This is a genomic window from Varibaculum sp. GTC20041 (assembly GCF_055387755.1).
In genome coordinates this window covers 2,058,481-2,083,534 of record NZ_AP041144.1, presented here as the reverse complement: position 1 = coordinate 2,083,534, position 25,054 = coordinate 2,058,481, and the positions used below count along the sequence as shown (strand labels likewise).

Sequence of the window (25,054 nt, the reverse complement as noted above, 5' to 3'; positions counted from 1 at the left end):
ACAGTTCCGGACAGCGTTTACCTGGATAGATAATCTAAGTGTCAGCCTTGACGCCCGGAAGTGTCAGAAATAATTATTTCTGACACTTTATTTGCTAGGGTGGAGATATGAAAACTCCCGCGATGCCTCCGGACTATATTGAGGAGTTTGCCGGTGCCGCAAAAACCCTCGGCGGTGATCTTGCTGCAGCCTTGGGGCAAAGCTCTCTTGAGCCCTATGATCCTTGGGATAAGTTTCGCCACCAAACCCCTCCCTTCGGTTTGAGTATTTCTCAATGGTGGGGGATCGTTCGATTGCAGCGGGAAAATAATGCGATTCCGATTAACCTCAGGCAGCAGTCGGGAAAACCCTTCCATTATTGCCTTCCCGCTTTTATTTCTCGAGAATGTTACTTCTTGAGTCAAAAGTTATCTAGTTTGGACACGAGCGTATCTGAGTATCAGCGTGACAAGTTCATTTACAACGGATTGACCGATGAAGCCATTTATTCTGCCCAGCTAGAGGGGGCATCTACCTCGCGGCGGGTTGCCCGGCAGCTGCTGGAACAAAACCGTGAGCCTAAAGATGTCAGCGAAAGAATGATAGTTAATAACTATTTGGCAATGGAGAATCTACAGGGCTTGCTGGATTGTAAGGCTACTCCCGATTTCATTCAAGACCTGCACCGCACCGTTACGGAGGGAACTTTAGAGATAGCAAGTGATGCGGGCACGATACAGTCTGATCAGAATGACCGGGTAAAGATATTTGGAGACTCAAACCAGATTATTTATGTTCCGCCGCCGGCAAGTGAGTTACCTGCCCGTATACAGGAGCTGTGTGACTTCATAAATAATTCTGATCCGTGGATGCACCCGCTACTGAAAGCGATGGTTGTACATTTCATGGTGGGCTACGATCACTATTTTGCTGATGGCAACGGCAGAACTGCGCGATCCCTGTTCTATTGGATGCTATTGAAAGCAGATTTTCCGGCAGCCAGATTTTTGGTGGTTTCGGCGCTGCTAAAGAAAGCTCCCGCCCAGTATGCGCGGGCTTTCTTGAATGTAGAATACGACGGCGGAGATCTTACCTATTTTCTTATTTATCAGCTGCAAATCCTCCGCAGAGCAGTGGAGCAACTGGAGAAGTATCTAGCCGATGATCTCCGTCAGGTGGCGGAGCTTAAGGGCAGATTAAAAGATCGCGCCGACTTAAATAATCGGCAAATTGATATCTTGTTGGAATCTCGGGGGGAGCCAGAAAAACTATGGACGGCGCAGATGGTAGCGGAGCGATTCCGGGTATCTCGTCCTAGCGGGCATGGTGACTTAAGTTCTCTGGAAGAGATGGGGTTTTTAAGCAGAGGACGCAAAGGCCGCTGGGTTGTTTGGCGGGTAGTACCGGGGTGGCAAAAATCGCTTAGTTCGGGCGCCAATGATCACGTTGACAGTTAGAAGAGGGTTATTACCTGGGGGAATACTCTGAGTGTCAGCCTTGGCGCCCGGAAGTGTCAGAAATAATTATTTCTGACACTTCATCACTTTGTTTACGTTGCAGCTATTCGCGCATAGTGCAAGAAAGCTGTTGGCTGTTGAAAAACGCACTGCGCCAGGGGTCTGGGAATGGGACAGGCTTTAGGGGGTACGCCGGAAACCGATAGGATTAGGCACAGAAGTAACGAAAGGCGAATCATGGGTATCAAGGCAGGTGACTACCATAGATTTCGCTCTATCTTGCGCGAAAAATTTCGCGGAGAACTCCTAGATTCCCGTGCTGACCGTGCCGTCTATGCCACGGATTCCTCTAACTATCGGATTCCTCCCAAACTTATTGCCTGCCCCTTAGATCAAGATGACCTGCGGATACTGCTGCAGGCTGCTCGGGAATGCCGGGTAGCAGTGACGGCGCGGGGAGCAGGTACCTCGTGTGCGGGAAATGCGATTGGCCCGGGAGTAGTAATCGACTACTCGCGCCACTTGAATCGAATCATAAAAATTAATCCCGAAAAGCGTTATGCCATCGTAGAACCAGGGGTAGTCCAATCCCAGTTACAGCAGGCGGCGGCGGAATACGGCTTACGATTCGGGCCCGATCCTTCCACCTCTTCTCGCTGCACCATCGGCGGCATGATTGGTAACAATGCTTGCGGGCCACACGCCACCGCCTATGGGCGCACCTCCGATAACGTTTTAGAGTTGCGGTTAATTGATGGGCTAGGGCGCGAGATTATTGCTGGGCAGACCCCGCAAAATGCCGGCTCAATTCCCCCGCATGACCCGTCCTCGCAAAGCGAAGAAATCAAACAAATTCCCGGCTTAAAATCCCTGGTAGAAGCTAATCTAGCTACGATTCGTACCGAGTTTGGCCGCTTTGGGCGTCAAGTATCTGGTTATTCTCTGGAACACCTGCTACCAGAAAATGGCTGCGCCCTCGCCCCTTTCTTGACTGGAACCGAGGGTACTTTGGGGGTTCTCACTCAGGCAACCGTGCGCCTCGTCCCGCTTCCCAAAGCTCCCGTGCTGGTAGCGTTAGGTTTCCCAGATATGATTGCCGCTGCCGCCGCCGTACCTAAAATCCTGCCCTTAAAACCCCTGGCAGTGGAGGGGATGGATGCTCGGCTAGTGGAAGTAGTGCGCCAGCATAAAGGCCCGGGTGCAGTCCCAGACTTACCCCAAGGTAGCGGCTGGCTACTGTGTGAGGTCGGCGGAGAAGGTCTAGATGAGGACGCAACTATGCAGCGGGCGCGAGAACTCGCGGCAGCCTCCGGAGCGAGCGGGAATGCAGTGATGATTTATCCCCCCGGCGCCGATGCGGCTGCTCTCTGGCGGATTCGCGCAGATGGAGCGGGACTGGGAGGACGAACGCCGAAAGGAGATCAGGCCTGGCCAGGTTGGGAGGACGCGGCGGTACCGCCTAAAAATTTGGCCGCCTATCTGCAGGATTTCCAAAAGCTGCTAGAAAAGTTCGGGTTGGATGGACTGCTCTATGGGCATTTTGGGGACGGATGCGTACATGTACGGCTCAATATGCCCCTGGGAAGTGCCGCGGGACTAGGCAAATCGCGAGATTTCTTATTTGCCGCCGCGCAGCTAGTCGGAAAATACGGTGGCTCGATTTCCGGGGAACACGGGGACGGTCGGGCACGCTCTGAGCTGCTACCCAAAATGTACTCCTCGCAGGCAGTAGATTTATTTTCGCAGGTGAAAGCCCTATTTGATCCTGAGAACCTGATGAATCCCGGGGTGTTGACCGGCCCGGCAGGTCCGGATGGAGTGGAAGTACATATGCGGCGTACCCAAGCGCACGCCCTGAAAGCCCACCCGGAAGGTTTCGCTTTTTCCGAGGACGCCGGCAGCCTTACCGATGCTTTCCATCGCTGCACCGGGGTGGGAAAATGCCGTGCCGATAACAGCGGAGCCGGCGGGTTTATGTGTCCTTCTTTCCAAGCAAGCCGGCGGGAGCAGGACGCTACTCGCGCCCGGGCGCGTATCCTGCAAGAAGCCACCAATGGGGGACTAATTCACGGATTGTCAGACCCCGAAATCTGGCAGGTACTCGATTTGTGTCTGGCCTGTAAGGCGTGTTCAGCAGATTGTCCTGCCGGGGTGGATATGGCCAAGTGGCGCAGCGAAACCTTATTCCGGCGCTATCAGGGACGGCCGCGTCCGCTTTCTCATTATGCCCTGGGATGGTTGCCGCGTTGGCTGCGCCTAATGGCAAAGATTCCGGGAGCCAGGCAGCTAGCAAATTTGGCTACTAAGATTCGCCCGCTAACCCGGGCTGCTCTAAAGCTGCTCCACTTGGATACCGCCCGGACGCTTCCTCGTTTCGCGACTCACTCTTTAGAGAGTCAATATCCGAACCAGCTACTTTGGCCGAAAGAATCAGCAGTCTCCCCCTGGGGGCAAAAGCAATCAGGCAAGCCCGAAGCGGTAGCGCCTACCGGAGTAGCTAAAGCTGGGAAACCAACCTGCCAAGCGGCGCTTTCAGCCTCTAAATCCGTGGTGATTTGGGCGGATTCTTTTTCCCGAGGACTAGATCAACGCGGAGTCAAATCCGCTATTCAGTTGCTGAGCAAGGCAGGATGGCAGGTGTTTTTGGCACCGCCAGATACTTGCTGTGGGCTGACTTGGATCACCACCGGACAACTTAAAGGAGCCAGGCGACACCTCGAAAATTTATTGGCGCGACTGGCGCCGCCAGCTGCCAACGGTATCCCCATTGTGGGAATCGAGCCCTCATGTACGGCAGTGCTTCGCGATGACCTGTTAGAACTCCTCCCCGCAGATCCCCGCGCCCTCATGGTTAGGGAAGCTACCTTTACCCTCGCCGAATTCATTAATGCTAACTGTCCCGACCTGCGCTTACCAGACCTAAGCGGGGTGAAAGTAGTCGCCCAACCGCACTGTCACCACTATTCAGTGATGGGTTGGGAAGCCGATCGCGCCCTAATAGAGAAAACTGGCGCCAAGCTGGTGGAACTGCAAGGTTGCTGCGGGATGGCCGGGAACTTCGGGATGGAAGTCTCCCATAGGCAAATGTCGCTGACCGTGGCGGAACACGCCCTCTTACCAGCCTTAAAAGCCCATCCGGACGCGGTTTTCTTGGCGGATGGGTTTTCTTGCCGCACCCAGGCCGAGACTTTGGCCGGCAGGGGCGGAGTGCATTTAGCGGAATTGCTGGCTAATCCGGATAGCTTCAGGAAAAAATAATCCTTAACAGCGCCATGGGCGCTAAAACCGGCGCCCTGGCGAATATCCGTGACACAATGGAGTAAACATCCTTAAGAAAAGCAGGGAGCGGTAAATCGATGGCACTTTTTGAACTGGAATCTGGCCGCCTAATACCGGCACAGTTTGGTACCCCGGTAGGGCATGGATTAGAGATGGATGTTCTCGAGTCCATTCGCTCGCAGGTGTTGGAGGTAATTGACCGCCCCCTTTTCCCGGTCGCTTGGGCGGGGGACAGTGGAGAATCGGGAACCGGCCCGCATTCGTTAACTGCTCTGGATGCTTCAGGGCAGGTAGTTTCGGTTGAAGTGCTTTCCCGTCTTGATCCGGTGAGCCTGGTGGCCGCAATTTCTCGCCTGGGGCAGGTTTCCGGGCAGGGATGGATGGATTTAGCCAGTCAATATCCGGGAGGAGTGCAAGCTTTTCAAACCGGTTGGGCAGAGTTCCGGGAAGCCATGCCGCCTACCACTCAACCGGGGCCGCGGTTATTCCTGGTAGTAGGGGAAATTGATGAGGGGTGTTACTCTGCGCTGGGGGTGCTGTTTGCTTCCGGAATTGAGATCCACCAAATTTCTGCCCGCCAGATGTCGAATGGCCGTCGTTTCTTAGAAGTGTCGCAGGTTACCTCCAGTTCTATTAATTATTCACGCCCGCAAATCGGAGGGCATCGAGCTCCGGCTCCCCAGATTTCTTGGCATGTAGATGAAGATTCTGCTCCACAGGAGGCACAAGTTTCTCCGGTACCGCCTGCACCTCCGGCGCCACCCGCTGCGAGCGAGGTTCCCGAGGAGGTACCGACTGCTGACCCGGAAGCAGCAGCTATTGAAAATGAAGAGGCCGCTCAAACCGGGGAAAGCATGGAACCTCAGGAGGATAATCCGGAGGAAGAAGTGGTTGCAGAGCCGGAAGCTCCGGCGGGAGAAGATGAGGATGTAGCTCCAGAATCTTTAGACGAAACCGCAGAGGAGGCAGATGCTGCCGCCAGTCCTGCCGTACCGCAGCTGCTGCAGAAAGATGCTGAAGGATTGCGTTCTATTTCCTCGCTGGTTGGTCAAGATGCCGTCTTACTATGGTCGGATGATCGCGGACGGATATGCGAAGCTCTCTTGAAGGAAGAGGGCGTGATTGACCCGGGAGACGGGCAGCTCACCGATCAGGTGCAGGCAGTGTTTGAGCAGGTCGGGGGAAATAGCGACCTGGATGCCTGGGAGGCATTCCGGATTGGAAACCTGGACGGGCCCACTTTAGCGGAAGCCATTGCGGAAGTTAACGCAGAGATTGAACGCCATGCGTCTTCCCACGAGAAAAAACACGGTAACTAGGAGACGAAAATGGGGAAAGAGAATTCATCTGCCGCGTCTTTACCGACTCAGCCTCCGGCGATACCCGCCCCGGTAGGTCGGTGGGTGCCAGATATTTTAGGGCCGGGATTTGAGGCTCGTACTCTAGAGCTACCCCGTGATGATGAGGGCGAACTGTGTGCCACTTTGGTGCGTCACCGTCCCCAGGATGATCGCTGGGCAATCTCAAATACCCCCGAAGAGCCTACCTTTACCTGTCTGTTCATTCACGGTTGGAATGATTACTTTTTCCAACGGGAGCTGGCTCGCCATATTTCCTTAGCGGGCGGCGCATTTTACGCAATTGACCTGTGTAAATATGGACGATCATGGCGGAAATGGCAGACGTTTGGCTGGACCGAAGACCTGCTGTCTTATGATCTAGATATTTACGCCGCTCTCGAGGTCATGCGAGAAGAGCATCCAGGTTTGCCGTTAGTTATGGCCGGTCATTCTACCGGGGGTCTGACGGCGGCCTATTGGGTGAACCGGCACCGAGATCAAGTCGCAGGACTATTGCTTGATTCCCCCTGGATTGAAATGGCGGGGGGAACTTCCCAGCGTTTCGGGGCTCGCGCCCTCGCAGAAATATTCTCCCGGCGGGCAGCTAAGAAAGAGGTTCCGCTGCAGTCAGCTGACTCCGCTTATGTAGATTCTTTGATGGGTTGGGATCGAAAGGTTGACGGTACCCTGCCTAAACGCCTGGAACCCTGGCTGAAAGATCCCTCCCTGCAGGGGTGGCCTCTGGTTTCAAGTTGGAAAGGTGCCCCGGATGCGATAGTACGTTTTGGCTGGGTACGAGCGATTACTATCGCCCAAAAGCAGCTTTTAGCGGGGGAGGCCACCGAGGTACCGACCTATTTCCTGACTTCTACTGCTTCTTCTAGTGGAAAACGTAAACGGGAAATGATGTTCACCGATTCGGTGCTAAATGTGCACACCATGTGCGAGAATGCCTGGCGGTTATCCCGTCGCGTGACCTTGGAACGTTACCCTGGCAAACATGACTTATTCTTATCTTTCCCTGATGTGCGTCAAAAGGTGTGGTTCGGCGTTCACCGCTGGCTTGCCCAAGCCTTGCCGGGGCAAGCTCGTCCTATAAATGAAATTGGTGAGCCCGCCGCCCACGCCATCTGCCCCTAGAACTTTTTACGTAGCCCGTTATGTCGGGCAGTTGAGCATATAAGTCAGCTCTCAGCTAGGCACTTCAGTTGAAAACTCAATGGGAGTCTCTTCTTCAGAGCCTAGCTGAGAGCTTGACTGGGATTCACCGCCCGAGGAGGATCCCCAATCTGAGCTTAATTTTTGCTCTCTGGGTGGCAGTGAAAGCGTTTTTCTATTTACTTATGGGCAGCTGCCTGCTCTTGGGAAGCCAACTTTTCGATCGCGGCCACATCTGGCTGCGGAGTATGCGGCAGATTGTTATTGATCTCTACCGAGGGGTTCTTTAGATCAATGTCGGTGTCGTCTTCCTGGGGGTTGTAAGGTATTTTCCCGTTTAACACATCGTGAACGCGCTGGCGATCAATGGTTTTTGTCCAGGTGGCCACCAATAGGGTAGCAACTGCGTTCCCGGTGAAGTTGGTGAGGGCGCGTGCCTCTGACATGAAGCGGTCAATACCGACGATCACTCCGACACCGTCTAGGAGTTCCGGACGATGGGACTGTAGGCCGGCAGCTAAGGTAGCGATCCCGGCTCCAGAAACCCCAGCGGCGCCCTTCGAAGCAATCATCATGAAGATCAACAAGCCGATTTGTTCACCCAATCCCATGGGCTTGTTCATGGCGTCGGAGATAAAGATAGCCGACATAGTCAGGTAGATAGCGGTTCCGTCCAGGTTGAAAGAATAGCCGGTAGGAACCACAATCCCCACCGTGATTTTGTGGATCCCCAGGTGTTCCATTTTCCGCATCAGGTTTGGCAGCGCCGATTCGGAGGAGGAAGTCGCTACGATCAGCAGGTATTCTTTTGCCAGGTATTTCATTAGTTTAAAGATGTTGAAGCGAGTAAATATCGCTAGGACGGAACCTAATACCACGCAAATGAACAGGATACAGGTGATATAGAAGGCCACCATCAGTAGCAGCATTTGACCTACCGCTTTGGCTCCGGTCGAACCGACTACTCCGGCCATAGCGCCAAAGGCGCCGATGGGAGCTAGCCATAGAACCATGTAGAGCACTTTGAAAACCAGTTTTTGGATGGCGGAGACAGCGCGCAAGATTCCGTCCCCGGTTTTGCCTAGGCTTTGTACGGCGAATCCTACTAAGAGGGCGATAAACAGAGTTTGCAGTACCGAGCCGGAGGTGAGAGAAGAGAAGAAGGTGTCAGGAATGATCGATTGGATGAAGCCAACGATCCCCTCGCCTTCTTGTTTGTTACCGGAAGTAAACTGGGCTGCGGCATCTTTTGTGGCTTCGATATTTAGGTTGCTACCGGGCTCGATTATGTTTCCTACTACTAAGCCGATGCCTAGAGCAAATGTGGACATAGTTAGGAAGTAGGCGAGAGCGATTCCGCCAGCTTTCCCTACCGAGGCTGCGGCGCGTACTGAGCCGATTCCGAGGACGATGGTGCAAAAGATGACGGGCACAATCATCATGGTGATGAGTCGGACGAAGGTAGTGCCGACAACCTTGAATTCTTTGGCTACATCGGGAGCGGCTATTCCGAAAACAATCCCGGCGATGACGGCAATGATCACACCGATGTATAGCCAGTGAGTGTTATCTTTCTTCGGCTTTTTACTTTCGGGTACATAAGGTTTGCTAGCGGTTAGCTCAGTGACCTGGGGGCTAGTTTTGGGAATTACTTCACCTGTATTTTTATTGCGTTTGCGCATACCCATAGAGGAACTCCTGTAATAATGATGGTTACAAAATCTGGGACTAAACGACTAGGAGGAAAATAAAAGTTTATCTTTCCAGCGAAGCGTGAAAGTAGGCTATAACCACTAAACTCTTGATGCAAAATCAATATTTTGGTTTTCCCCATATTTTGGCCGTAGGCCTTTTATCCTAGGCCGTGAAAACCTGTTTGTGAAGTTGCACACACACTGGTTTTTCGGAGCTTCAATCTTGGGGTGAAGTTTATGTGAGCGGTTGTGAAAATTAGATTGCGATAGCCGACAGAGGTGGCGTGGTTACTGCCCTGGCGCTGAACTCTCAACTAAGCTCTCAACTCAACTCTCATATAGTTGAGAGTTGAGTTGAGAGCTTAGTTGAGAGCTTGAATGGGGTGAGATCCTCCCCCTTAATCTTCTTTGCTTAATAACCGATATCGTTGTTTAGGGCTGGTTGCCGGTTCGGTGCGGGCAATAGTTTCGGATTTGACCAGCGAATTTATAATGGCTCTGGTACCGCCTACGCTGATGCCAGCTGCGGCTGCCAGTTCTCTACTGCTAGCGGTCTTGTGGGTGCGCAGGTAGTCCAATATGCGCCCTCTTGAGGAAGTACCGGCTGCTGCTCCGCGTTCGGCAAGGGTCATTTGGCGGCGTTCAAAAGTTAGGCTGAAACTGTCTAGCCTATCTACCGGACGTGGTGGTGGCAGCATGTCCTGCTCTAACTGAGAGAGAATCTCCTGGTAGCCACTACCGCGGTTTTCGGCAACGAAGCCACCGTCCTCGTAAGGGGTCACTTCTAAAAGGCGTGATAAGAATTGGTTTCGAGCGGAAGATAGCCCCGGTTTTCCCAAAGAATCTAGCGTGACCGTGCCGAATAGTCCCCCGGGGTTTAGCACTTCCAGGCGATCTGCATACAGGTTTAACTGTACCTGGGTTCCGCGCGCTACCGGGGAATAATCTCTGTGCATCAGCGCATTAGTTAGCGCTTCCCGTACTGCGACTAAAGGATAATCGACGAGGTCGCGTCGGAATGCTCCCTGGATGACTCCTCCGATGCGCATATTTTTTGCGACCACTTCCACCCCGTCCGCAACCAGTGCGGGGATAGATCCCACAAGAGTTCCCGAATCAAGATGTCGTTGCCCTGAAGGCGCTGCCGCTTTGGTAGACCCGGGATAAACTGCGTAAGTAACGGTTAAGCGGGGAAAATACTGTTGCGGGTAAATGCCTAAAGCCAGCAAACCTGCCAAAGTGGGGTGGAGCTTTTTATCTGTCCCCATTCCAACAATCTTGAGTTGCTTCATTGCATCTTCGTCAGCAAGTTTGCCAAAAATTCGAGGATGAGCTTCCCGTTCTCGACGTAACACGGCTGCTGTGCTCTGAGAATCCAAATCGTCCAGACTGCTCTCGGTGATGACTTCACTGTCCCAACTAGGTTGAGCTTTATTTTCTTGAAGCCGGTCAATTTCGTATGCAGACAGCCGGCGGTCACCATCGCCGGTACGAATAAATGAACCGCCGTAAATGTGTTTGCTGGTTACGTAACAGGGTTTATCGCGTGGCTGCAGGGCGGGAACAGTTGCTACCACCAGTTGTTTACCGGAATAAGGTAGCAAGTTTATTTCCGCTCTCACTGGGGGAGTTAGTTTCTCGTTGCAAGCTCCTGCGAGAGCATCATAGATTGCTTTCGCTTTGAACTGAGGGCTGTAAGCGAAGTTGTTCTGTTCTTGTAATCCCAGAATAATAATCCCCCCTGCGCCATTACTGAACGCAGAAAGGGTTTCAAGAATGGATTTGGGGAGTCCGCCAGCAGCCTCTTTAACTTCCACCTGTTGGGTGTCTTGACCGCCGAGGCGAAGTTCCTCTATTAGTATGTCCAGCTCATCGCGATTTATTGGTGCCTGCACGAAAGCTATTTTACTAACTCTCAACTAAGCTCTCAACTTAACTCTCATATAGTTGAGAGTTATATGAGAGTTGAGTTGAGAGCTTGAATGGGGTGAGGTTTGCGGGGGTGGGTTACGTAAGCGCTACCTGTGGCTAAGCGGTGCTGTCTCGTAAACCAATCGGCTACTCGTTAAATAACCCACAAAAGGGCATATCCTGCCCTTCTGCTTTGACCTGCCGGGAAAGGGGCTGTTAAATTGGCTATTGCCCAAGATCGCCGGTGCCCACACCAGTGGGTTTAAGTTCCAGATCGGAAGCCTGTGTAGGTTGAACGATGCGTAACGTATCGAAAATAGTTGCGCGCCCTCGGAAAAGAGGACGCCCTTCCCCAGGGGGAAGTCAGCAGCTAGGATCGGTAGGTTTATTTTCGCCCCGTGCAATCTGCACGGGGTTTTCTTGTTCTGGCCCCCGGCACGGATAAACGGAAGGAGGGCCTAATGGCGAAAGCTGATAAGCAAGCCATGATCGCTCAGCTGGAAGAAAAAATCAGCTCCGCATCGGCCCTGCTGCTCACCGAATACCGCGGGTTGACCGTGGCTCAGATGACTGAGCTGCGCAAAAACCTGGCAGGAACGGCTACATATTCCGTCACGAAGAACACGCTGGCCCGGATTGCCGCCAAGAACCAGGGAATTGACTTCCTGGACGAGGAGCTAACCGGCCCGACCGCAATCGCGTTCGTAACCGGAGAGGCCGTGGATGCGGCCAAAGTGCTGCGCGACTTCGCCAAGGATAACGAGCAGTTGGTTATTAGAGGCGGTGTCCTCGACGGGAATTTCTTGTCTGCAGATGAAGTCAAGAAACTTGCTGAACTGGACAATCGCGAAACTACGCTGGCCAAACTGGCCGGAGCAATGGAAGGCAAACTGGTACAGGCTGCCTTTATGTTCAAGGCGCCCGCCTCCAAGGCGGTTCGCACCGTGGACGCCCTGCGCGAAAAGCAGGAAAAAGCGGCTTAGCAAGGCCGCATAGATCGACAAGAAAAAATCTGCCTCGCGTGGGCAAAAAGAAAGGAATGCCAATATGGCTAAGCTCAGCAAAGAAGAGCTAATTGATGCTTTCAAAGAAATGACTCTGTTGGAACTGTCCGAGTTCGTTAAGGAATTCGAGGACGTCTTCGATGTAGAGGCCGCAGCTCCCGCTGCTGTCGCTGTTGCTGCCCCCGGTGCTGCCGGTGGCGAAGAAGCAGCCGAAGAAAAGACCGAATTCGACGTAGTGCTTGAAGGCGCTGGCGACAAGAAGATCGCTGTAATCAAGGCTCTGCGCGCCCTGCAGCCCGGACTGGCTCTGAAAGAAGCCAAGGAGAAGGTTGACTCCGCTCCGACCACCATCCTGGAAGGCGCTTCCAAGGAAGACGCTGAAAAGGCCAAGGCTGATCTGGAAGGCGCGGGTGCTTCTGTCACTCTGAAGTAAGGCTAGTTAGTCTCTTACTTTAAAAGGGCGGTGCGGGGAGATTTTCCCCGCACCGCCCTTTTATAAAGAAGCTAATCTTAACAAGAGGGAGGTGCTAGATAATGACCGTAGTGCGGCACCTAGGTAAAAAAGAATGGCTGCTCAGCGCGCTGGCGATTATCACCATTATTTGCCAGGTTTTCTTAGATTTGCGCCTGATTGATTTCATGCAAACCATCACCGAAATGATTGTGAAACCAGGTGCCACCGTCAGCGGGGTGCTATCGGAAGGCGCAAAAATGCTCGGCTGCGCCGCCGGATCCATGGTAGTAGCCATAGTCACCGGTTATTGCATGGCCATGATTGGCGCCACCGTCGCCCGCAACCTACGGCAAGCAGTGTTTACAAAAGCGATTTCCCTCCCGCAAGCAGACTTTGACCGTTTCGGCGCGCCCTCGCTAATTACCCGCTCCACCAACGATGTCACTCAGTTGCAAATGTTTGTGGTGATGGGGTGTCAAATGATGGTGAAAGCCCCCATCCTCGCCATCTGGGCAATTATAAAAATCGCCGGGAAGAACCTGACTTGGACCGCCGCCACCGGGGTGGCGGCGCTAATACTCCTAGTTATGATTTTCATCATTTGGCGAATCGTGATGCCGCGGATGATGCGGATGCAGCGGATCACTGACGACCTGAACCGAGTAACCCGCGAACATATGGAGGGGGTGCGGGTTATCCGTGCCTACGGCTCCCACGATTTCCACGAGCAGCGTTTTGAAGCCACCAACACCGAACTAACCAACACGCACCTAATCGTATCCGGCACTTTCTCCTTCATGATGCCGGTGATGAACACGGTGATATCCGGGCTGAACCTGGCGATCTATGTTCTGGGTGCTTTCATGATTAACGCGGCTGCCGGCCCGGAAAAAATAACCTTATTTTCGCAGATGATCGTATTTTCGGGGTACGCCACCCAGGCGATTGGCGGATTCTTGATGATGGCAATGGTATTCGTATTTGCTCCCCGAGCAATCGTTGCAAATCGCCGTATCCGGGAGGTGCTCGATTGCGAACCTTCCCTAGTTGACTCGGCAGCTACCGGCGATAAATCCGCCCACGTCCTCGGGAAAGAAACCTGCCCAGACCGGCAGGAACCGGCGATTGAGTTTAGAGACGTTTCGTTCCGCTACCCCGGAGCCGAAGACGACGCCCTCCACCAGATAAATCTAAAGATTGCTCGCGGGCAAACCGTAGCCCTCATTGGAGCCACCGGCAGCGGAAAAACCTCACTGGTGAACCTAATTCCCCGGGTTTATGATCCCCGAGAAGGACAGGTTTTGATTAACGGCAAGGACGTGCGGGAATTTCCTTTGCTAGATCTGCGCAACCAAATCGCATATTCACCTCAAAAAATCACGCTATTCACCGGCACTATCGCTTCCAATATTGCTTTCGGAAAAGGTCCGAAAAACATTACCCCCACCGATATTGTTGAGGCCGGTGACATCGCAGCCTGCGATTTTATTGCCGATAAAGAGGGTGAGTACGCGGCGGAAGTAGCCCCAGGGGGCAGTAACTTTTCCGGCGGGCAAAAACAACGGATTTCGATTGCCCGGACAGTGGCCAGAGACGCGCAAATCATGATTTTCGACGATACTTTTAGCGCCCTCGACTATGCCACCGACCGGGATGTTCGCGGGCAGTTATCGGCGAAAGCAAGCGAGAAAACCCAGATCATTGTGGCGCAGCGGATCGCTACTGTGCGAGAAGCTGACCAGATTCTAGTGATCGATCACGGCAAAATCGTGGAGCGGGGAACTCATCAGTCGCTATTGGCGTCCTCAAGGATTTATCGAGAAATTGCGCTGTCCCAACTCTCTGAGGAGGAGTTGGCATGAAAGACGTAGAAATGAGCAGGTGGGAGCGGCGAGTCGAGTCGGCGCGGCGCGGCCTAGAACCAGTCGCAGAAAAAATGTCACCAGTACGCGCGGGAGGACGCCACGGCGGGAACGTTTATGAGAAAGCGGGGAAAGGACAGTTCTCCCAATCGGTGCGCGGTCTTGCCCAGTTTTTAGGACGCTACCGGGTAGCTATCCTGGTAGCGGTAGTTTTGGCAATTGCCGGATCGCTTTTGACTGCGGTCACGCCGATGTTCCTAGGGTTGATAACCGATGAAATTGCCGCCGGATTGCGCAGCAGTATCGATATGGACAGGATCTTTTCCCTGTTGCGGATGGCTACCCTCGTCCTCGCCTTAGGGTTCTGCTTTAACCTGGGGCAATCGCTGATCATGGTGATGGTTACCCAACGCACCGGGCAGCGGATGCGCTCTGCGATTGACCGGAAAATCGATCGACTGCCGCTGTCTTTCTTCGACAAAACCAGTCACGGCGACACGATGAGCCGGGTAACCAACGATATCGACACCCTGGTGCAAACCTTGCATTCGGCAATCACCACTATCATTACCGGAGTAGTCACCCTGGTGGGAGCCGCATTTATGATGCTCTACACCGAGTGGCGGATGGCGCTAGCCGGTATGGGGGTCACGCTATTGGGGTTCGTCCTCAACGCGGTGATTATGGTGTTCTCCCAGCGTTTCTTTATTCGCCGGCAGTCCTATCTGGGCAGCCTAAACGGGCATATCGAAGAATCCCTATCCGGGCAAGGAATCATCAATATCTATAACGCGGGATCCGCCACCACTGCCGAGTTTAACCGTCGTAACCAGCGACTTTTTAATGCGACTTGGCGCGCCGATTTCCTCTCTCAGCTGATGATGCCCGTCATGGGGTTTGTGGGAAACCTCGGTTACGTGGTGGTATGCGTACTCGGTGCAGTCCTGGTGGTGAAAGGTCATGTCACTATCGGCGTAATCGCCGCCTTCATGCTCTATATCCGAGTTTTCACCCAGCCGCTATCGAACCTAGCTTCTGCCGCGGCTTCCTTCCAATCAGCAGCCGCTGCCGGAGGGCGCGTTTTTGAAATTCTGGAAGAGGGCGAGCTACCGGACGAATCCGAAAAACCAGCTCTGACCGGCAAAATAACCCAGGGCGAGGTCGAGTTTCGGGATATCCGCTTCTCCTATCAGAGGGGTAAAGAAATCATTCACGGCTTCTCTGCCCTAGTAAAACCGGGACAAAACGTAGCGATAGTAGGACCGACCGGAGCCGGCAAAACCACCCTGGTAAACCTGTTAATGCGCTTTTATGAACTGGACAGTGGGGAAATCCTATTGGACGGAACCCCGCTTTCTGCAATGCGCCGCGAGGACGTGGATTCACAGTTCGCGATGGTGCTCCAAGACAGCTGGATGTTCCAAGGAACCTTGCGGGAAAACCTGGTTTATTCTCGGCAGGACGTATCCGAGGAACGCCTGGAGCAGGTGATAAAAGCAGTCGGGCTCAGTGACTTGGTTACGCAGCTGCCTCACGGTCTCGATAGTGAGATTCGGGAAGATTCTGCCCTCTCTAGCGGGCAACGCCAATTGGTGACTATTGCTCGTGCCATGCTTGCCGATAAGCCCTTGCTGATTCTCGATGAGGCTACGTCCTCGGTCGATACCCGCACGGAGCAGCTAATTCAGCGAGCAGTAGCCAAAGCTACGGCGGGACGTACCTCGTTCGTGATTGCCCATCGCCTGTCTACTATCCGTGACAGTGACGTGATATTCGTGATGGAACATGGCGATATTGTCGAGTTCGGTACCCATGAACAGTTACTCGCCACCAAAGGTGCGTATGCCCGCCTCTACAACGCACAGTTCACCAAAGGTGACATTGATGCGTGATTGAATCGCGCAGGGCAGGGGCTGGCTCGGCAAAAGCGTGGTGTAGCGCGGGAGCTAGGTTTTTCCTCCTGCCCAAAAACTCGAAAAATGCTGAGGCATTTCCCGAGTTTTACGCCCGCCTAGCCTGCTCGGATAAAACCTAACTCCCGCGCCCCTTTCTTTCTGTAGCTAGAAAACCTAGCCTTGCGCCTACTCGGATAAAATCTCCCCCTGAATTCCTCATCTTTGTCTGTGTTTTTTGGGGTTGCTGCGCGTTGGAAGTTGCGGGTTTGAAGAAGTAAAAGTACCTGTATGTTCGGTTCCTTACAGATGTAAAGAATGGAATTTGTTGTGGGTGGGGAAAACGGTGTGCTTTCAATTTGCAGGCACTAGCTAATAGGTTGCTTCTACTTGCTTATCATTCTTGTGCTCCTGTGCTTTTAAGTGCGGAGGGTAGATTTTATCCGAGTGGGTGCGGTGGGCATAAGAATTCGGAAAACGTCGCTACGTTTTCCGAATTCTTGGGCAGGAGGAAAAATCTACCCTCCGCGCCTAGCAGTATCGGGTCTACAATCATCAAATTTCGCCAATTCCATCAGCGAAATGGCGCCAAAACCACCAGTCAAATCGCGCCAATTCCACCAGTATGGAATATAAGTGCAGGTAGTTAAGATTTGTGAGTCTAGTATTTCTAAGCTAGAAAGCGCGTTAGCTAGGGGTGTTCGCGACTCTAAAGCACCTTGGAGAAGAAGTCTTGGGTGCGAGGATTCTGGGGGTGGTTGATCACCTGGTCAGGGGTGCCCTGCTCCAAGATTTTGCCTTCATCCATGAACACCACGTGGTCAGCAACTTCCCGGGCGAAACCAATCTCGTGGGTAACCACAATCATGGTCATCCCTCCGCTTGCCAAATCCTGCATGACTGACAGTACTTCCCCCACTAGCTCGGGATCGAGGGCGGAAGTGGGCTCGTCAAACAGCATCAGTTCTGGCTCCATGGCGAGGGCGCGGGCAATCGCGACTCGCTGTTGCTGTCCCCCCGAAAGCTGCGCTGGGTAATGGTCAGCGCGATCTGCCAGCCCAACCCGCTCTAACAACTCTAGAGCCTGAGCTTGCGCCTTCTCTTTGCCGATTCCTTTCACCTGGGTAGGCGCTTCCATCACGTTTTCTAGCGCCGTCTTATGGGGGAATAGGTTAAAACGCTGGAATACCATGCCCACTTGGGAGCGTTGGCGCGCGATTTCCTGATCGGTCAAGCGGCGCAGCACGGTTCCCTGCTCGGTAAGTGAACCGCGGCGGCGATCCAAATACGCGCGGAAAGGATTTTTCGAGGGCGCGCCCTCTTCCATCCCTAATAGTTCTCCGTTGAGGTAAACGCGTCCTCCAGACACCTGTTCTAACTCGTTTACGCAGCGCAGTAGGGTAGATTTGCCCGAGCCGGAGGGTCCTAGCAGCACGCACACTTCACCGGTAGCTACCTGCAAACTTACATCCCGCAGTACGTGGAGATCCCCAAAAAACTTGTGGACGTGCTGCATATCCACCATCAGGGGTTGGTTTTCTGGTTGTGAGGTCATGGGGTGTACTCCAAGAAAGGATCGTCTTTGGTGGTGCCGGATTCGGCCATGGCGCGCATTTTACGGGATCCGGCGGATTTCTTATCTCCACCGGTACGTTCGTCGAAACCCCGACCGAAGTAACTTTCGATATGGCTTTGAATTACCATCAAAATCGAAGTAATCGTCAAATACCAGATTGCTGCTACCAGCAATAAGGGGATCGGCAAGAATAGGCGCTGCCCGATGGTTTGGGTGGCGAAAGTAATTTCCAAAGTAAACGGAACTGCCAATACCAAGGAAGTGGTTTTCAGCATGGAAATGGTTTCGTTGCCGGTGGGGGGAATGATTACCCGCATGGCTTGGGGCAGAATAATCCGTCGCAGAATCTGACTGCGTCGCATTCCGAGGGCGCGGGCGGCTTCTTCTTGCCCGGAATCTACCGCGTTCAAACCGGAACGCACGATTTCTGCCAAATAAGCGCCCTCGTTAAGTCCTAACCCTAAAATGGCTGCTACCGCTGGGCTAATCACCGTGTTGGTGTCAAAAGTCAGTAGCTCTGGACCAAAGGGAACCCCTAGTGACAGGGTGGAATAGAGAGTGGGCAGCATTCCCCAAAATAGTAGCTGCGTGTAGATAGGGGTTCCGCGGAAGAACCAAATATAAGTCCAGGACACCCCTTTCATAATCGGGTTAGGGGATTGGCGCATAATCGCCATAGTCACCGCGAGGATCACCCCGATAAGCATGGAAACTACGGTCAAAATCAGCGTCCACATGATGCCGCGCAGCACCGTGGGGTGGAAGATATATGTGGCGACTTGGTCCCAACGGAACTTTTCATTACTGACCAGGCCATGCACCAGCATGGCGGCCAGAATCAGTACTACAACCGCACTAACCAGGCGGCCCGGTGAAAATACCGGGCGCGGTCTGGTCAGCATGGCGCCATATTTCAGTTTTTGGCTATTCATATTTAAAGGTTATGTCCTAGGGAGTCACTCGGAAACTTTTGGATTAATCTCAGCTTTTTCGAGAATGAAGCTATCGGCACCATATAGAGCGAAGATTTTCTTCAAAGTTCCGTCATCCATTAGTTTTTGTAGAGCTGCCTGTACCGCTTTCGCCAGTTGCTCGTTATCTTTATTAACCACTACGCCATGCTGGGCGGTCTCGAAAGCTTTACCAACAATTTCCAGTTCGCCGCCGCTCATCTTGACTGCGTATCCTACGACTGGCGAGTCGGCGAGTACCGCGTCATATTGACCCCCGGTAACCTTGGGGACAATCTCAGTCTGCATTTTGTGTTCTTTTACGGTGACTGCAGGTTTTCCATCCGCCTCACACTGTTTAGAAATCTCTTTAATGGTTTCCTGTTGGGCAGTGCCGGTCTGCACCCCCACGGTTTTGCCGCAAGGGTTCTTCGGATCGAACTTCTTGGGGTTGCCTTTAGCTACTCCGTAAGAGAAGCCGAGTTCCGCATAGGAAACCATTTGAGTCTCGGCTTCCCGCTCCTTGGTGATGCTGAAACCGGAAACTCCGATGTCATATTTGGTTCCAATTTGCGGAATCAGGGAGTCGAATTCACCGTGAGTAGTGGTGCCGTCTTTTAGTCCCATCACTTTGGCAATGGCTTTGACCATGTCAACGTCGTAGCCGGTAGGGGTCTTATTGTCGGCTTTCATGTATTCGGCGGGGGCGTAGTCTACCGAAGCCCCGTTCTTGAGAACTCCGGCTTTCTTGATCTCTGCCGGCACCAGTTTTTCTACTGCGGGATCGGCTTTAATAGTTGATACGTCAAAGCCTTTTTCACCCGGATCGTCCGTGGGGCTGGTTGCCTCACTACCGGAGCTGCAAGCCGCTAATCCTAGCGAGGTGAGGGAAATGGCGGCGAGCGCCGCAAGTGTGCGTTTCATGATATCTCCAATCAGTAGGTCTGTAGAAAGTATGCATTGTTGCGAATAATTATGCAAAATCCTGCGGGAGGTCTGTGGTGGGTATCTCTTTGCGGCTGATTCTTGGCTGCAATATTGCGGCTGCCTCAAGGCCTTAATTTCTTCGACGGGCAACGCTCTGCGTGCTCATCGCAGCAAAACCCCGATATGCTGGGGGCGTGAACAAACACTGCTCCCGCAGGTCTGGGCGGGTCATCTCCCTGTTGTTGATTGTCTTGGTGGTGACCCTGATCTACCCTCTTAACGCACAGGCGCGCGAACATCCTCGCGTCCTCGTCCTTATTTCCTCCGGTTTATCGTGGTCAGACGTAGATCCGGCAGAAAAAGAGGGTAAGGAATTCTTGGACACCTTAGGAACAGCTAGGGTAGCCAACTTGACGCGCCATAACGCGGCTAAAACTACCTGTCCCTTAGATGGGTATCTAACTTTATCGACCGGCATGCGAGTAACCCCCACTAACGCCCGTGCCCAGGGACATTGCCCCGAAATTCCTGCTTTTGATGACGGTGTTTTCTCCGCAGTTGAGCTAAAAGAATGGCAAAAAGATGCCGCTCGGCAAAACGAACAAGCCGTTCCCGGGACATTAGGGGAAAGTCTTGCAGAACAGGGTAAAAAAGTGGTGGCTATCGGTCCGGGAGCCAGCGTGGCCGCTATGGATGATGGTGGAAAGGTGGCTAACTATCGTCCGCGAGCACCTGCCGAGGGGCTTACCTCCCAGGTAAAAAGGGCTTTAGCGGACGCCGAGGTCACCATTGTTGATGTCGGAGCGGTGAGTCCGAATAGCGCTATTAAAGTTTCCTCCACTTCGTTAAACGCCACTCCCGCCGATGGGTTACCGGGAGCAGATAGAACGGACAAACCTCGCAGTAAACAGGTTTTATCCTCTCTTACTGCCGGCCTGAAAGCCGCTCAAGATACAGATCTGGTTTTTGGTTTAGATGTTGCCGATCATTCCGCCACGCCCCATTTAGGGATGGCCTTTAGCCGCTCACCCGGGGAAAAGCCGGGAATAATTCGTTCCTCCTCTACTCGACAGTTGGGGTTAGTCTCTACCGTTGACTTCACCAGTCGCATCCTCGACGCCACCGGTGCTGATGCTCCTGAATATCTAGTGGGAGGAACCTTTAGCGCCGCGCGCGACTATGGAATAGCCGGCAATTTAGACTGGCTGCGCAACCAAGCGCTGCGTTCCGATCAGGCAAGTATTCTACAAGCGCGCTTTATCGTGCTAACCGGGATTATTTTATTAGCAGCGTTGGGGCTTTTGCTATTTTTGCTGCGGCGGGAATATTTGGGGTTCTCTAGGCGCTCCCGCAAGGTAATCGTGCTGTTGTGTCTGAGCGCCAGCTTACTGGGGCCGGCCAGTTTCCTGGCGGCTAATATTCCGGCCGGTATCTTGGGGGGAACCGGCGGGAACTTTACTGGTAACGCCCTACAAATGTCGGTTCCCCTCCTTACCGTGCAATTTTTCTTGTTACTGATTGCTATCGCCGCGATTTTGGCGGCGTTTTGTCTAGCCGCCGGAAAGGTTGTTGCCGGGCGCTGGTCCGGGCTGGAATTTTCAGCTCCGGTACTGGTTGCTGCAACTCTCGTGCTGATCTGGTTGCTGGTTAGCTTGTTAACGGGATCCCCAGATCAAATCTCTGCTATGTTCTCTTCTGCCGCCACTGCTGCTACTCGTTTCTACGGCCTTAATAACAATAAGTATTCTTTCTTATTCGCCGCGGTCTTAGCCCTAGAATGCCTGGTTTTAGCACCCGCAGCGGCCAGGTTCCCGCAGCGGCGCCACCGCTACTTTATCTACGGTTTCACTCTTCTGGCAGTAGCCGTAATCCTAGATGGTTTCCCCTGGCTAGGAGCCGATGTAGGCGGGCCACTAGCGATGGTCCTCGGGGTAGGGATTACTTTGAACTGGGTGCTAGGTAAAAAGGTGGGGCCAGGAAAAGTAATTGCGCTGATAGTCGCCGCGTTTATTGCCTCGAGCTTATTTGTATTGGTAGACAAGCTAGCTAGTCCCCCTGCCCGCACTCACTTTGGGCGTTTTATTTCCGAGGTCGCGAACGGAGGCGGCGGAATTATTGTGAAGCGTAAAGCCGAAGCCATGATAAATACCTTCGGCGGCCCCCTCACCTTCACAGTTTTGCTAATCCTGGGCGCAGGGGTAACTATCTGGTACCTCATTAAACGCAAACGAGGCGTCAGTGCAGACGCAAGTCGTCCCCACGCGCGGTTGGGTGGAGGCTTGTCGGCCTTGAATCGCATTCCGGGGGCAGGTTATTTTGCTAAAGGAGTGTTGCTTACCTCCATACTGGCGGCACTAACCAATGATTCTGGGGCTCTGATCCTAGTTTGCGCGGGATTATTTACCCTTCCGGCTCTCGATGCCATGCTGATCTTAAGTGCCAAGGAAAAGTCGCAACTGCAAAAAACCGAGAAGCTAGAGGCTAAATAATCAAAATTCGGTGAAGTCGGTAACTTTCCTTCCTAGAGTTTTTGTATGCCTAACTCCGTTTGATAGTCTTTTGGGGTGCCTGAGTGCACGAGGCGGGTTACCCAAGCGGCCAAAGGGATCTGACTGTAAATCAGCCGGCGTAGCCTTCGGGGGTTCGAATCCCTCACCCGCCACGGTGCTAGGTTTTCGGACTTAGCGGCAATAAGGTAAACTGCTAGCTGGCAGGACAGAGTAAAATCTATTTAACCAGCAGGTATGTTTGCTGTTGCCCCGATAGCTCAGTAGGCAGAGCGTCTCCATGGTAAGGAGAAGGTCCAGGGTTCAAATCCCTGTCGGGGCTCTAGGGTTTGTTTTCACAGATCCTCAAGCGGCGGGGTAGCTCAGTTGGTGAGAGCGCACGACTCATAATCGTGAGGTCGCGGGTTCGAACCCCGCCCTCGCTACTTTTCAATTTCGGTTGAAAATAGGTAATGCCGCTAATCGGGCGGCCCGAGACATAGAGGTAAATAAGAATGGCCAGCAAGTCGTCCGACGTACGTCCTAAGATCACTCTGGCGTGCAGCGAATGCAAAGAGCGTAACTACATCACCAAGAAGAACCGCCGGAATAATCCGGATCGTCTGGAACTGATGAAGTACTGCCCGCGTTGCCGTAAGTCGACTTCGCACAAAGAGACTCGCTAAGCGCGGGATCGTTTAGCTAGCTGCTCTCGGTTCCTGCGGCTTTATCGCGTATCTGTGCTCTCTATGCCAGATCATTAACTTGGAATAGTAGCAGATGGACAGGGAAGTCGGCGGAATAACCAGCTAGAAATGGAGATAACCGCATAAAGTTTAGGCATAATGCCAAACGTATAGGCTTAATAGTAAATGGTTGGGGGTCGCTGCTAAGCGACCCCCAACCATTTACTATTTCAGTTCGGCGCTAGGGGTTGGGGTAATCCCGCGATTGGGATTACCCCAACCCCTAGTAGTTAGCTCCCTAGCCAGCCAGTTTTTGCAGCGCCTGCAAAGACTTTTGGGCATTGGCTTTCGGGCCGCCACCGGCCGGAGGTTCCTCATCAATCATGATGTCTTGTTCCAGCACGTAGTAGCCGTCAAACCCGGCTTTGTCCAGTTCAGACACAATGGTACCGAAATCAATGTCGCCCTCTCCGATGGGGGCAAACATGCCGGCCTTAACACCTTGCGACCAGGTGATTTCGCCAGGCAGCAACTTGTCAGTCATTTCCTTGTGTACATCTTTGGCGTGCACGATCACCGTGCGACCCGGGTATTCCTTAACGATTGCCACTGGATCACAGCCACCACAAATCATATGTCCGGTATCCAGGCATAGGGCTACCTTGGATTCATCCAGCATCTTGCGGATCTCGGAGTCATTTTGGATCATGGTTCCCCAGTGCGGATGCACGCAGGCTTTTACCCCGGCTTCTGCACAAACATCGCTGATCCGATCCAAGTTCCCGAACAGAGTCTTCCATCCTTCGTCATCAAGTACCGGGCGATCATCGTAACCGTCACGGCCGGAATCAGCTGCCAGAATCAGGTACTCGCCACCGGCAACTTTAAAGGCTTCAAGTTCTTTCTTGACTGCCGGAATCGGGTCAATTTTGGGGTCATGCATAATCGCCAGGAAGAAAGCCCCCACCGGCTTTAAATCGTATTTGCCAACTTCTTCGGCGCGAGCGGCGGCCTCAATCGGCAGCCAGCCCTGGGGGCCGAACTCAGTAGCGGATAAACCGATCTCCTTCATCTCGGTCAACACGCGCTCAGGGCTCATCTGGTATCCCCAGCCTGGAACCTCACATACACCCCAAGAAATAGGAGCTCCCGCAATCTTCATATTATCCTCCATTGGTATTTATACAGGTAAATAGAGTTTGTTCTACCTGTTTGCTTTTTGTCTATTTTTATTGCTGTCTGATAAAACGCCACTGGTTATCGGCGCGTCTTCCTTAATATGTATTGGATCCCTGCCCGGTAGCCTATTCGCCAACCTTCACCGGGCGTTGTTCGCGAGCTGACTTTTCAGCAGCCTCCGCTAGGAGCAGAGCCTGAGCCCCATCCTCGATAGAGGGGGTAGGCCTGCCGCCTTCCTTAACTATGGAAATGAACTGGTTTAGCTCAGCCGCATAGGCGTCAGCGTAGCGAGTTAGGAAGAAATCCAGGTACGGTTCGCGGGACAGAGAATAGCTGTCTTTAGAAAGCGAGACCGTGGTAGGACGCTGGTTATCGGCGTTTAGTTGTCCGTCATGGCCGGTTACCTCTAGGCGCTGATCGTAACCAGTGGCACAATGACGATTATTGATAATGGTGGCTACTGCTCCCGACTTGGCGGTTAGCACAATCACCGCGGCGTCATAGTCGTTGCAAGCCGCGATTTCGGGATCTAGGTTCTGCGGGATGGTAGTGACGGTGTCAATGTCTCCCAGCAAGAAACGAGCCATATCGAAATCATGGATAGTCATATCTTTGAAGATTCCCCCGGAAACTTTAATGTAGTCCGCCGGAGGAGCCGCCGGGTCGCGCGAAATAATGGTTACTTGCTCAATTTCACCGATCTCGCCCTTATCCATCAGCTCTTTTACCCGTGCAAAAGAGGGGTCAAAACGGCGGTTGAAGCCCATCATCACCGTGGGATCTAGCCCCTTGAGCGCCTCGCGCAGTTCTTCAACTTTCGCGGTTTCCATGGCAACAGGTTTTTCGCACAGCGCAGCTTTACCGGATTTAGCAGCAGCGATGATATGAGGAACATGCAGCGGAGTGGGAGAACCGATGATCACGGCATCAATATCGGGGTTATCCCAAATTTCTTTCTCGTCGGTTACTCCGCGTCCCCCGTATTCTTTAGCGAGTTCGTCAGCCGCTTCTTGGCGGATATCAAAAACTACTTCTAGAGAAGCATCGGGGTTGGCCGCTAGGGTTTTTGCGTGAACGTGCCCGATTCGTCCGGCACCCAGTAATCCAAATTTCAACATAAAACAACTCTGTTCTCTGCAGGGGAGTAACTAGCTCCCATTCCTTTGTCCTTACAATAAACAAGAATAAAGGAATAAAACACGAATGTAAATACATAAACA

General features: G+C 53.0%; 17 protein-coding genes and 3 tRNA genes. 13 read left to right on the top strand and 7 right to left on the bottom strand.

Annotation, left to right across the window (positions count from 1 at the left end):
- Positions 1–107: 107 nt before the first annotated feature.
- The 4 genes from ACZ5BI_RS09095 to ACZ5BI_RS09080 all read left to right on the top strand — a co-directional run bounded on the left by ACZ5BI_RS09095 (position 108) and on the right by ACZ5BI_RS09080 (position 7,195).
- Positions 108–1,436 carry a Fic family protein gene (locus tag ACZ5BI_RS09095; RefSeq protein WP_464896245.1) on the top strand — a complete coding sequence of 443 codons (1,329 nt, stop codon included), beginning with the start codon at positions 108–110 and terminating at the stop codon, positions 1,434–1,436.
- A 279-nt stretch (positions 1,437–1,715) separates the two neighbouring features.
- Positions 1,716–4,694, top strand: coding sequence for an FAD-binding and (Fe-S)-binding domain-containing protein (locus ACZ5BI_RS09090; RefSeq protein ID WP_464896244.1), 2,979 nt, complete (start codon positions 1,716–1,718; stop codon positions 4,692–4,694).
- Between the two features lie 98 nt (positions 4,695–4,792).
- Positions 4,793–6,034: a hypothetical protein gene (locus ACZ5BI_RS09085; protein WP_464896243.1), complete on the top strand. Its 1,242-nt coding sequence runs from the start codon at positions 4,793–4,795 to the stop codon at positions 6,032–6,034.
- A 9-nt stretch (positions 6,035–6,043) separates the two neighbouring features.
- Positions 6,044–7,195 (top strand): alpha/beta hydrolase, encoded by a 1,152-nt coding sequence (locus tag ACZ5BI_RS09080; protein ID WP_464896242.1) that lies wholly within the window; start codon positions 6,044–6,046, stop codon positions 7,193–7,195.
- Positions 7,196–7,392: 197 nt separating this feature from the next.
- Here the strand turns inward: ACZ5BI_RS09080 and ACZ5BI_RS09075 are convergent, their stop codons facing one another.
- Positions 7,393–8,901 carry a cation:dicarboxylate symporter family transporter gene (locus ACZ5BI_RS09075; RefSeq protein ID WP_316690436.1) on the bottom strand — a complete coding sequence of 503 codons (1,509 nt, stop codon included), beginning with the start codon at positions 8,899–8,901 and terminating at the stop codon, positions 7,393–7,395.
- A gap of 404 nt (positions 8,902–9,305) precedes the next feature.
- Positions 9,306–10,802, bottom strand: a complete 1,497-nt coding sequence (locus ACZ5BI_RS09070) for an ATP-binding protein (RefSeq protein ID WP_278619287.1) — start codon at positions 10,800–10,802, stop codon at positions 9,306–9,308.
- Positions 10,803–11,279: 477 nt separating this feature from the next.
- On the opposite strand from ACZ5BI_RS09070, the gene rplJ reads away from it, so the two are divergent.
- From rplJ to ACZ5BI_RS09050, 4 genes are all read left to right on the top strand, one after another.
- Positions 11,280–11,801 (top strand): 50S ribosomal protein L10, encoded by a 522-nt coding sequence (gene rplJ, locus ACZ5BI_RS09065; RefSeq protein ID WP_024059875.1) that lies wholly within the window; start codon positions 11,280–11,282, stop codon positions 11,799–11,801.
- A gap of 64 nt (positions 11,802–11,865) precedes the next feature.
- Positions 11,866–12,255, top strand: a complete 390-nt coding sequence (gene rplL / locus ACZ5BI_RS09060) for a 50S ribosomal protein L7/L12 (RefSeq protein WP_238127920.1) — start codon at positions 11,866–11,868, stop codon at positions 12,253–12,255.
- A 101-nt stretch (positions 12,256–12,356) separates the two neighbouring features.
- Entirely contained in the window at positions 12,357–14,138 is a 1,782-nt protein-coding gene (locus ACZ5BI_RS09055) for an ABC transporter ATP-binding protein (protein ID WP_464896241.1), read from the top strand.
- Positions 14,135–16,030, top strand: a complete 1,896-nt coding sequence (locus ACZ5BI_RS09050; RefSeq protein ID WP_464896240.1) for an ABC transporter ATP-binding protein — start codon at positions 14,135–14,137, stop codon at positions 16,028–16,030. The genes ACZ5BI_RS09055 and ACZ5BI_RS09050 overlap by 4 nt, the downstream gene beginning before the upstream one ends.
- Before the next feature lie 709 nt (positions 16,031–16,739).
- Here the strand turns inward: ACZ5BI_RS09050 and ACZ5BI_RS09045 are convergent.
- The 3 genes from ACZ5BI_RS09045 to ACZ5BI_RS09035 are packed head-to-tail and all read right to left on the bottom strand — an operon-like array spanning position 16,740 to position 19,480.
- Positions 16,740–17,585, bottom strand: coding sequence for an amino acid ABC transporter ATP-binding protein (locus ACZ5BI_RS09045; RefSeq protein ID WP_464896239.1), 846 nt, complete (start codon positions 17,583–17,585; stop codon positions 16,740–16,742).
- Positions 17,582–18,538, bottom strand: a complete 957-nt coding sequence (locus ACZ5BI_RS09040; RefSeq protein WP_316098344.1) for an amino acid ABC transporter permease — start codon at positions 18,536–18,538, stop codon at positions 17,582–17,584. The genes ACZ5BI_RS09045 and ACZ5BI_RS09040 overlap by 4 nt, the downstream gene beginning before the upstream one ends.
- Positions 18,539–18,562: 24 nt before the next feature.
- Positions 18,563–19,480, bottom strand: a complete 918-nt coding sequence (locus ACZ5BI_RS09035; protein ID WP_464896238.1) for an ABC transporter substrate-binding protein — start codon at positions 19,478–19,480, stop codon at positions 18,563–18,565.
- Between the two features lie 197 nt (positions 19,481–19,677).
- Here ACZ5BI_RS09035 and ACZ5BI_RS09030 point away from each other — a divergent pair, with 197 nt between their 5' ends.
- The 5 genes from ACZ5BI_RS09030 to rpmG all read left to right on the top strand — a co-directional run bounded on the left by ACZ5BI_RS09030 (position 19,678) and on the right by rpmG (position 22,655).
- Positions 19,678–21,972 (top strand): hypothetical protein, encoded by a 2,295-nt coding sequence (locus tag ACZ5BI_RS09030; protein WP_464896237.1) that lies wholly within the window; start codon positions 19,678–19,680, stop codon positions 21,970–21,972.
- 91 nt (positions 21,973–22,063) lie between these two features.
- Positions 22,064–22,145, top strand: a tRNA-Tyr gene (locus ACZ5BI_RS09025).
- 94 nt (positions 22,146–22,239) lie between these two features.
- A tRNA-Thr gene (locus ACZ5BI_RS09020) sits at positions 22,240–22,312 on the top strand.
- Positions 22,313–22,341: 29 nt separating this feature from the next.
- A tRNA-Met gene (locus tag ACZ5BI_RS09015) sits at positions 22,342–22,415 on the top strand.
- A gap of 69 nt (positions 22,416–22,484) precedes the next feature.
- Positions 22,485–22,655, top strand: coding sequence for a 50S ribosomal protein L33 (rpmG, locus tag ACZ5BI_RS09010; RefSeq protein ID WP_024059865.1), 171 nt, complete (start codon positions 22,485–22,487; stop codon positions 22,653–22,655).
- Between the two features lie 298 nt (positions 22,656–22,953).
- Here the strand turns inward: rpmG and ACZ5BI_RS09005 are convergent, their stop codons facing one another.
- Both ACZ5BI_RS09005 and iolG read right to left on the bottom strand, forming a co-directional pair.
- Positions 22,954–23,817, bottom strand: coding sequence for a sugar phosphate isomerase/epimerase family protein (locus tag ACZ5BI_RS09005; RefSeq protein ID WP_316098350.1), 864 nt, complete (start codon positions 23,815–23,817; stop codon positions 22,954–22,956).
- Between the two features lie 142 nt (positions 23,818–23,959).
- Entirely contained in the window at positions 23,960–24,952 is a 993-nt protein-coding gene (gene iolG / locus ACZ5BI_RS09000; protein WP_024059863.1) for an inositol 2-dehydrogenase, read from the bottom strand.
- Positions 24,953–25,054 lie beyond the last annotated feature (102 nt).